This window comes from Burkholderia sp. A2 (assembly GCF_001729305.1).
In the GTDB taxonomy this organism is placed as follows: domain Bacteria; phylum Pseudomonadota; class Gammaproteobacteria; order Burkholderiales; family Burkholderiaceae; genus Burkholderia; species Burkholderia sola.
This window is the reverse complement of record NZ_LZXX01000116.1, coordinates 94,786-104,112: the sequence shown is the minus strand read 5'-3', so window position 1 is coordinate 104,112 and position 9,327 is coordinate 94,786. Positions and strand designations below refer to the sequence as shown.

The window sequence follows — 9,327 nt, the reverse complement described above, 5'->3', positions numbered from 1 at the left end:
GGACGGTGGGAGGGAGTGGCGGCTTCCACGCCGAGCCGGACGACGTCGCGCTCGCCGCCACTCCCTCCCACCGTCCTTGACATCGAACCATGAGCAGCGACAACACCCTGCAGACTCCCGCGCGGCCCGCAGCCGCCGAGCGCGGCGACGAGCTGCAGCGACTGGTCCGCGCGCTGGGCGCGCAACGCGGCGACTTCGCGGCTCGCGATCAACAGCTGCTGGCGCACGACGAGCGCGTCGAGGTAGCTGCCGACGCCGGCCCGATAGCGCGCGTCCGCGAGCCGCCACGCATCGGTGGCGGCGTCGAACGCCCGCTGCTGCGCATCGACCTGCACCGCGAGCGAATGCAGCCGGTGCAGATCGTCGGCCACCTCGCCGATCGCGCCGATCAGCGTCTTGTTGTAGCTGGCGACCGCGACGTCGTATTGCGCGTCACGCTTGCGCAGCACGCCGCGCCGTTCGCCGCCGTCGAAGATCGGCAGGCTCACGGCCGGGCTGACGTTGTAGGTGCGCGAAGCGGCCTGGAACAGCGATGCGCCGCCGCGCGTCGCGAGACCGATCAGCGCGGCGAGACTCACGTCGGGCAGGAAGTCCGCGCGCGCGGCCGCGACGTTGCGGCTCGCGGCTTCCACCCGCCAGCGCGCGGCGACGAGATCGGCGCGCCGGCCGAGCAGCGCGGCCGGCAGGTCGGCCGGCACCGCGAGCGCGGCGGTGGGCAGCGGCGCGGGCCGCACGAGCGCGAGGCCGCGATCGGGGCCTGCGCCGAGCAGGATCGCGAGCGCGATGCGTGCGCTGTCGATCGCCTGCGCCGCGCGTGCCTGCTCGCGCATCGCGGCCGCGACCTCGCTTTCCGCCTGGCGTTGCTGTGCGACGTTGTCGATGCCTTTCGTGACACGCTGACGCGTGAGCGACAGCGCTTCGTCGGCGCGCTCGTATTCGGCCCGCGCGACGTCCTGCTGATCGAACGCATAGGCAAGATTCACGTAGGCGCGCGCGACGTTGACGGACAGCAGCACGCGCGCGGCCCGCGCATCGATCCGCGCGGCCCGCGCTTCGCCAAGCGCGGCTTCCCACGCGGCGCGGCGGCCGCCCCACAGATCGAGATCCCAGCTCAGGCCGAGATTGATCTCGCGCGTGTGGCTGAAGAAACCGCCGCCCTCGCTCGCCGAGAACTGCGTGCCGGACGTGCGTTCCCCTTTCGCGCTGGCGCGGCCGACGAGGTGCGGCAGGCGCGCAGCCTGCGCTTCGATCACCAGCGCCTGCGCTTCGCGCGCACGCGCATCGGCGGTCGCGAGATCGGGATTGCCGGCAAGCGCCTCGTCGATCAGCGCATTCAACTGCGCATCGTTCAGCGCAACCCACCAGTCGGCGGCCGGCCAGTCGGCGGCTGGCGCATGCGCGAGGCTGCGCGACGCGGCGAGCGTATCGGCGCCGCGCAGCGTGCCGGCGGGCGTGAGCCCGTCGCGGCTCGCGCATGCGCCGAGCATGGCGAGTGCCACGGTGACGGCCATTCGCGACAGGACGCGCGACGCGACGGCATCGCGTGGCGGCGGAGCAAGTGCTGCATGCATCGCATTCCTCGGATTCGTTTGGATATGAATACGACACGCATTGTTGGACGCTCCCCGGCAAAGCTGATAATGTTGTTTAGACAAAAAATAATGAATTCCGGCCATGCCCATCCGAGACACCTCTCCCATCCGCGCGGCGCAACGCGCCGACGCCGATCCGAGCGAACGCGCGGATGGCCCGTCGCTGATCGCCGTCTGGGGCGAGGACGACGGCAGCAACGCCTACCAGCTCGGCACGCGCGAGGTCGACTGGCACAGCCATCTGCGCGGCCAGGTGTTCTGCGTCGAAAGCGGGTTCGCGCACGTGCGCACGCCGCACGGTTCATGGCTGCTGCCGCCGCATCGCGCGGGCTGGATTCCGCCGGGCGAGCAGCACAAGGTCAGCATCAGCGGTGCGTTGAGCGGCTGGAGCGTCGTGATCGCACCGGCCGCGAGCCGCCGGATGCCCGGCCAGCCATGCGTGATCGCGATCAGCGAACTGATGCGCGCGCTCGTGCGGCGCGCGGTGTCGTGGGCCGACCAGGACCGGCTGGACCTCGAGCAGGCGCGCATGAGCGTCGTGCTGCTCGACGAGATGCGCCGCGCGCCGCACGAACCGCTGCACTTGCCGATGCCGCGCGACCGGCGGTTGCTGCGGATCGCCAACGCGATCCTCGGGCAGCCGCACGACAGCCGGACGCTCGACGCGTGGGCCGAATGGGCCGGGCTGTCCGCCCGCACGCTGAGCCGGCTGTTCGTCGCGGAAACCGGCACGAGCTTCGCGCAGTGGCGGCAGCAGGCGCGGCTCACGCATGCGCTCGAACGTCTGGCGAACGGCGACAGCGTCGCCAACATCGCGGACGCGCTCGGCTATGCGACGCCGAGCAATTTCATCGCGATGTTCCGCCGCGCGTTCGGCGATTCGCCCGCGCATTACTTCGCGAAGCGCAAGCAGCCGTAATGCCGCGCGGCATCGCCCGGCCCCTATCACCCCTGCCAGTACTGCGCGCGCATCGACGTCGCTATAGTCGCCGTGCGACCGGCCGGTCGGTCGCCCAATGTGACCTGTGGAGGGTGTCGATGTCGAATGCCGTCGGATCGGACAACACGCCGATCGTCTCCGAGCAGCAGCTCGCCGATCATCTCGCCGCCGGCTGCAAGCCGGCCGCGCAGTTCCGGATCGGTACCGAGCACGAGAAGTTCGTCGTTTCCCGCGCGACGCACGCGGCTGCGCGTTATGAAGGACCGTCCGGCATCGCCGAGGTGCTGGCGCGGCTGCGCGGCGACGGGACGCCGATCGTCGACGCCGGGCACACCGTCGGCGTGATCCAGCGCGACGGCGCCGCGATCTCGCTCGAACCGGCCGGCCAGCTCGAACTGTCGGGTGCGCCGCTCGATACGCTGCACGATACGCACGCCGAACTGCATGCGCACCTCGCCGCGGCGCGTGCGGCATGCGATCCGCTCGGCCTGCGCTGCGTGCCGCTCGGCTTTCACCCTCACCTGTCGCGCGACGCGCTGCCGTGGATGCCCAAGCAGCGCTACGCGATCATGCGGCGCTACATGCCGCGCGTCGGCACGCGCGGGCTCGACATGATGCAGCGCACCTGCACCGTGCAGGTCAACCTCGATTTCGCGTCGGAAAGCGACATGGCGCGCAAGCTGCGCGTGTCGCTCGCGTTGCAGCCGATCGCGACCGCGCTGTTCGCGAATTCGCCGTTCGTCGACGGCCGCCCGTCGGGCCTGCTGTCGACGCGCGCCGACACGTGGCTCGATACCGACGCGGATCGTTGCGGCGTGCCGGCCCTGTTCCTGTCGCGCAGCTTCGGCTTCGAGCGCTACGTGAGCTGGCTGCTCGACAACGTGCCGATGTACTTCGTGCGGCGCGGCGATCGTTATGCGGACGCGACCGGGCACACGTTCCGCGATTTTCTGCGGCGGCGCATTCCGCATCTCGAAGGCGAGATGCCGACGCTGGGCGATTTCGCGGACCATCTGACGACGGTATTCACCGAGGTGCGGCTGAAGCGCTATCTCGAGATGCGCGGCGCCGATGCCGGCTCGCCGGCTATGATGGTCGCGCTGTCCGCGCTCTGGACGGGCCTGCTGTACGATCCGGCCGCGCTGTCGGAAGCCGCGACGCTGGCTGCCGAGATCGACCGCGGTACGCTGCTCGTGCTGCGTCGCGACGTGCCGCGTACCGGGCTCGACACGCCGGCCGGCGGCCGGTCGTTACGCGCGATGGCGGCCGATGCGCTCGCGATCGCGCATCGCGGGCTGCGCGCGCGGGCGCGTAACGATGCGGCCGGACGCGACGAATCGATGTATCTCGCGCCGCTCGACGACATCGTCGCCGGCGCGCCGACGCAGGCCGAACACTGGCTGGCCCGCTATCGCGACGCGTGGGCCGGCGACGCGACGCGGATCCATGACGAAGCCGCCATCTGAGCGCGTCGCGTCGGGCCGCTCACGCGCAACAGGCGAGCAGCGGCTCGTGCGCGAACTCGGCGCCGAGCGGCAGCGCATGGCCGCGTCGCCGTGTCCGCACGGCGTGCGCGAGCGTCTCGAACAGCTGCGCGGTATCGGCGAACGACAGGCACGCGTCCGTGATGCTCTGCCCGTAGCGCAGCGGCACGCCGGGCACGAGATCCTGCCGCCCTTCGATCAGGTTCGACTCGATCAGCACGCCGACGATGCGCGTATCGCCGGCCGCCACCTGCGCGGCGACTTCCGCGCCGACGGCGAGCTGGTTCCGGTACTGGCGGCGGCTGTTGCCGTGACTGACGTCGATCATCACGCGCGGTGCGACGTGCGCGGCCGTCATCCGCTCGCAGGCGGCATTCACGGCGGCCGCGTCGAAGTTCGGCTCGCGCCCGCCGCGCAGCACGACGTGCGTATGCGGATTGCCGGGCGACGCGCTCGCGCATAGCCGGCCGTCCGCATCGATCGACAGGAAGCGATGCGCGTGCGCCGCCGCGCGCATCGCATCGACGGCGACCTGGACATTGCCGTCGGTGCCGTTCTTGAAGCCGATCGGGATCGGCAGCGACGACGCCAGCTCGCGATGCACCTGCGACTCCACGGTGCGCGCGCCGATCGCGCCCCAGGCGACCAGATCGGCCAGGTAGCGCGGCGACAGCGGATCGAGAAACTCGGTCGCGGCCGGCATCTCCGCGCCGTTGACGTCGCACAGCAGCGTGCGGGCCGTATGCAGGCCGACGTCGATCCGGTCGCTGCCGTCCAGCAACGGATCGTTGATCAGCCCCTTCCAGCCGACCGTCGTGCGCGGCTTCTCGAAATACACGCGCATCACGATTTCCAGCTCGTCCGCAAAGCGCGCGCGTTGCAGCGCGAGCCGTGCCGCGTAGTCGCGCGCGGCGTCCGGATCGTGTATCGAGCACGGGCCGGCGATGACCACGAGCCGGTCGTCCGCGCCGTCGAGCACGTCGACGATCGCGCGGCGGGTCGCATGAACGGTGCGCGACGCGCGCCACGCCGGCGGCAGCGCGCCGGCGAGATCCGCAGGGGACGGCAAGCGCGGCACGGCGTCGCGGTTGGTCGTCCAGGCGTTTGCATGCATGGGGACTGCCCTCCTGTCGATAATGAACGGGATTTTTTACTACAGCGCGACTGTATTGAATGGCGCTTTCCATGCGCAACTAACATATTTATCAGTTTCTCATTCATAACCTTATGAATGAGAAGAATAAGAGTCGGATTCGATAATCGAGGGGCCGGGCGAGAGCACGTTTGCGGCGTTGCGGGAGCCGTGTGTTAATCGGGTTTCATTCGAAAATGCGGATGTGATATTGCAGAGCGGAATGCAGGCTGGTGCGACTTTCCGCCACGCGTCGCTATTCGTTCTGATAGTGGCGGCTCGATAGTCGTTCGATTAATTTTCGGATGCCCGACAGGCCATTCGGGCTCGAAAATATAAATCAACCCAGTCATTGCGGAGAGTCACCATGTCGAAACGACATTACGAAACCCCCATTCACGTCAAGTATCGCGATACGGATTCGATGGGGCATGTGAGCAGCCCCGTCTATTACGACTACCTGCAGCATTCGTATCTCTGCTACATGTTCGACCTGCTCGGCCTGCCCCGCAGCGAGAAGCTGCCGCACATCATGGTGAAGACGCAGTGCGAGTACCTCGCGCCGGCGCAATTCGGCGACAACCTGACCATCCGCTCGAGCATCGTGCGCTTCGGCAGCAAGAGCTTCGATCTCGAACACCTGATGGAGCGCGACGATCGGACCATCGTCGCGCGCGGCGTGTCGACGCACGTGATGTTCGATTACGTGAACAACACGACGCTGCCGGTGCCCGACGAATTCAAGACGCGCGTGCTCGAATTCCAGGGATCGCTGTGATGCGTGCGCACCCGTTCGGGAGCAATACATGAGCTGCGCGGTGGCGCGCGCCCGGCGCCGGATCGGCGCGATCGTGGAGCGGCGGGACGATCGCGCGATCGTGATCGTCCGGCATGCGGCGCAGGCGTTGCTCGAGCCGGCTGCGCTCGAGCGGCACCGTGCGCTCGCGTACCGCCACGAGGACGAGCTCGAGGTGCTGCTGCAGCCGTGCGGTGGCGCGCACGACGGCGTGCGGACGCTGCTCGGCCGGCTGCGGGATGCCGGCGTGGCCGTGGCGCTCGATGCGGCGACGGTCACCCACGATGCGTCGCTGCTCGAATTCGCGAGCTGGGTCACACGATGTACGACGCACGACGGCTCGGCGACGGCCCCCGACGACGCGGCCGTGCCGGGCGGTGCGCTGCTCTCCGGGCTGGTCGTGAGATGGCGCGATCTGCACGGCAGGTGGCGGCGGACCGAGCGCGATGCCGAAGCGGAACGCACGCCTCGGACCATCGCGGCGGATGCAGCCGAGCACATCGCAGCCGGCGATCCGGACGAGCCGATACTCGGCGCGCTGCTCGACGCCGACGACGCGTCGACCGGCGCGGCGCTCGACACGCTGTCGGATGCGGTGCGCGCGCGACGGATCTGCCTGGCGACGCGGGCGCGCTGGCCGCTCGCGCGACGGTTATGAACACCGCCGTCGCGACGGCTGGCGGGCGCGCGTTTCTGGTCGGCATGATGGGCGCGGGCAAGTCGACGCTTGGCCGCGCGCTCGCGGCTTCGCTAGGCTGGGCGTTCGCCGACAGCGACGACGAGATCGAGCGGCGCACGGGCCGCTCGGTCGCCGCGCTGTTCGACCTGGTCGGCGAAGGCGGCTTTCGGCTGCTGGAAACGCAGATCGTCGACGAGCTGACGCAGCACGCGAACGTGGTCGTGGCGACCGGCGGGGGCGCGGTCCTGAATCCGCGCACCCGCGCCCGCCTGAGCGAACGCGGCAGTGTGATCTATCTGCATGCGGACCCCGATGTGCTGTGGCGCCGTACGCGCGACGACGCGCGGCGGCGGCCGCTGCTGCAGGCGGGCGAGCCGCGGCAGACGCTCGCCGCGCTGTACCGGATGCGCGACCCGCTGTATCGCGAATGCGCGCATGTGCTGGTCGATACGACCGCACACGGCGTCGCGCGCGCAACGGCGGAGGTGTTGACGCTGCTGTTTGCGCGGATGAACGCGCCGGCGTGATGGCGCGTTCACTTCCCTGCCCTTCGAATCGGCCGCACGCTCGACGCCATACGCGTTTTTGAAACGGCAAGTTTGGATTCTATATAGTGCTATTGTGATAAGAAAAGTTATCCGGATAGAGGCATTGTTTTATCCAACTGCGTGTTCCGCGACAGAAGGTGCAGGTCATCAAACCACCGGAAAATCGGTTCCCTCGCGAGCTCTCGCCACGTTTCGACATTCACTCGCGGCGATCACCTTGCCGAGCGCCCGAACCCTATCGGCCAAGAACCACATCGGCGAAACCGCATCGTCTGGCTGGCGGCCGTGGCTCATTGGGGGCGAAATCGTCTGAAAGCCTTGCCAGGCAAGGCGCTACCCGTTTCAGATACATTGAAATACAAAATATCGCATGCGATTTAATCGAATCCGCTTGACGTGGGCGGTCGTCAAGCGGAAACTGCGTCGCATGCGATCGAATCGCATCTGACACAAACCCCAAACTGACGGAGCAAACGATGAGCAAGATCGACAAAGTGCTGTACACGGGCAAGACGCATACGACTTCCGGCGGTCGCGACGGCGCGGCGCGCAGTTCCGACGGCCGCCTCGACATCCAGTTGTCGTCGCCGGGCAGCGCCGGCACCGGCACCAACCCGGAACAACTGTTCGCCGCAGGCTGGTCGGCCTGCTTCATCGGCGCGATGCAGCTTGCGGCGCGTGCCGAGAAGGTGACGCTGCCGGCCGATCTCGCGGTCGACGCCGAAGTGGATCTCGGCACGGCGGGCAACGCGTACTTCCTGCAGGCCCGCTTGAACGTGAGCGTGCCGGGGCTCGAGCGCGACGTCGCGCAACGCATCGTCGACGCCGCACACCAGACCTGCCCGTATTCGAAGGCGACGCGCGGCAACATCGACGTCGACATCCGGATCGCCTGAACGTTGCATCGGGCGGCCGAGCGCCGTCCTCCCGAATTCCCGATTCCTTTTCCATCGAGGTGAAAAAATGAAGACCCAATTGATCGCTGCCCTGCTCGTCGCTGTTTCGTCCGCCGTTGCCGCTCCGGCATTTGCCAATGAAGCCGTCGTGACGCGTGCGCAGGTGCGCGCCGAACTCGCGCAGCTTCAACAGGCCGGCTATCCGCTGAACCGCGCGACCGACGCCACCTACCCGAACGATCTGCAGGCCGCACTGACGCAGATCCACGCTGACGATGCCGTCGCGGCCAACGCACCGGCTGCCGGCTACGGCAGCAACGGCGACGCCGCGACGCAATCCGGCCGCCGCTATGTCGCAAGCGTGGCCGAGCGCTCGGTGTACTTCGGTCATTGAGCACCACGCCGGTACGTGAACTCCGAGTCCTTTTATCCCTGATTCCATTTTGTCGAGGTGAATGATGAAAACCCAATTGATCGCCGCCCTTCTCGTCGCCGTTTCCGCTTCTGTCGCCGCACCGGCGTTTGCCGACGCAGCCGTCGTGTCCCGCGCGCAAGTACGCGCCGAACTCGTCCAGCTCGAACAAGCCGGCTACCGGCCGGGCCGCGCGAACGATCCGCATTACCCGGCCGACCTGCAGGCCGCGTTGACGCGCATTCACGCCAGCGACGCGGTGGCGGCCGATGCGTCGGCATCCGGTTACGGCAACGATGCCGCCGCCGCGACGCAGTCGGGCAGCCGCCCGGCGACGCGTATTGCCGAACGCTCGATCTACTTCGGCCATTGAGCGAACGCGCGGACGACGCCGATGGCCGGCGTGCGGCGCGCGCCCTGAATTCCTGAATCCCTGTCGAGGTGAATGATGAAGACCCCACTGATTGCCGCCCTCCTCGTTGCCGTGTCGGCCGCCGTCGCCGCGCCGGCTTTTGCCAGCGAAAGCACCGTCACGCGTGCGCAGGTGAGCGCGGAACTGGCCGCGTTGCAGCAAGCCGGCTACCAGCCGAATCGCCCCAACGATCCGAATTACCCGGACAATATCCAGGCGGCGCTGAAACGGATTCGCGACGACGGTGCCGTCGCGGCCGATACGCAGACAGCCGGTTACGGCAGCGATGCCGGCGGCGTCACGCAGTCCGGCAGCCGAAACACGCTGCGCACCGCCGAGCGATCGATCTATTTCGGACATTGAACGCGGTACCGCGAATTCGGTCGCTGGAGTCTGCCATATAAAGCGCATGCGATATAATCGTGTGCGCTTTTTC

The 9,327-nt window shown here is 68.1% G+C and carries 11 protein-coding genes; 9 read left to right on the top strand and 2 right to left on the bottom strand.

The window, feature by feature from the left end:
- Nucleotides 1-1,499, bottom strand: a 1,499-nt coding sequence (locus A9Z05_RS26710) for an efflux transporter outer membrane subunit (protein ID WP_256122099.1), incomplete at its 3' end; no start/stop codon positions are given.
- Between the two features lie 175 nt (nt 1,500-1,674).
- Between A9Z05_RS26710 and A9Z05_RS26705 the strand changes: the two genes are divergently transcribed.
- Together A9Z05_RS26705 and A9Z05_RS26700 are read left to right on the top strand one after the other, a co-directional pair.
- Nucleotides 1,675-2,511, top strand: a complete 837-nt coding sequence (locus A9Z05_RS26705) for a helix-turn-helix domain-containing protein (protein ID WP_069620751.1) — start codon at nt 1,675-1,677, stop codon at nt 2,509-2,511.
- 119 nt (nt 2,512-2,630) lie between these two features.
- The gene (locus tag A9Z05_RS26700) at nt 2,631-3,998 is read left to right on the top strand and encodes a glutamate--cysteine ligase (protein WP_069620750.1); all 1,368 of its coding nucleotides are present in this window, start codon (nt 2,631-2,633) and stop codon (nt 3,996-3,998) included.
- Nucleotides 3,999-4,017: 19 nt separating this feature from the next.
- On the opposite strand, the gene A9Z05_RS26695 is transcribed toward A9Z05_RS26700, so the two are convergent.
- Nucleotides 4,018-5,130 carry a 3-deoxy-7-phosphoheptulonate synthase gene (locus A9Z05_RS26695; protein WP_069620749.1) on the bottom strand — a complete coding sequence of 371 codons (1,113 nt, stop codon included), beginning with the start codon at nt 5,128-5,130 and terminating at the stop codon, nt 4,018-4,020.
- A gap of 385 nt (nt 5,131-5,515) precedes the next feature.
- Here A9Z05_RS26695 and A9Z05_RS26690 point away from each other — a divergent pair, with 385 nt between their 5' ends.
- The 7 genes from A9Z05_RS26690 to A9Z05_RS26660 all read left to right on the top strand — a co-directional run bounded on the left by A9Z05_RS26690 (nt 5,516) and on the right by A9Z05_RS26660 (nt 9,254).
- Nucleotides 5,516-5,926 (top strand): thioesterase family protein, encoded by a 411-nt coding sequence (locus A9Z05_RS26690; protein ID WP_069620748.1) that lies wholly within the window; start codon nt 5,516-5,518, stop codon nt 5,924-5,926.
- A 28-nt stretch (nt 5,927-5,954) separates the two neighbouring features.
- Nucleotides 5,955-6,602, top strand: a complete 648-nt coding sequence (locus tag A9Z05_RS26685; protein ID WP_069620747.1) for a hypothetical protein — start codon at nt 5,955-5,957, stop codon at nt 6,600-6,602.
- Complete coding sequence (locus tag A9Z05_RS26680; protein WP_141723492.1) at nt 6,599-7,150, top strand: shikimate kinase; 552 nt, start codon at nt 6,599-6,601, stop codon at nt 7,148-7,150. Before A9Z05_RS26685 ends, A9Z05_RS26680 begins: the two co-directional genes overlap by 4 nt.
- Before the next feature lie 497 nt (nt 7,151-7,647).
- Complete coding sequence (locus tag A9Z05_RS26675; RefSeq protein WP_069620746.1) at nt 7,648-8,067, top strand: organic hydroperoxide resistance protein; 420 nt, start codon at nt 7,648-7,650, stop codon at nt 8,065-8,067.
- Nucleotides 8,068-8,134: 67 nt separating this feature from the next.
- Nucleotides 8,135-8,461, top strand: coding sequence for a DUF4148 domain-containing protein (locus A9Z05_RS26670; protein ID WP_069620745.1), 327 nt, complete (start codon nt 8,135-8,137; stop codon nt 8,459-8,461).
- 64 nt (nt 8,462-8,525) lie between these two features.
- On the top strand, nt 8,526-8,852 hold the full coding sequence (locus A9Z05_RS26665) for a DUF4148 domain-containing protein (protein ID WP_069620744.1): 327 nt from the start codon (nt 8,526-8,528) through the stop codon (nt 8,850-8,852).
- A gap of 72 nt (nt 8,853-8,924) precedes the next feature.
- Complete coding sequence (locus A9Z05_RS26660; protein WP_069620743.1) at nt 8,925-9,254, top strand: DUF4148 domain-containing protein; 330 nt, start codon at nt 8,925-8,927, stop codon at nt 9,252-9,254.
- The last annotated feature ends 73 nt before the right edge of the window (nt 9,255-9,327 follow it).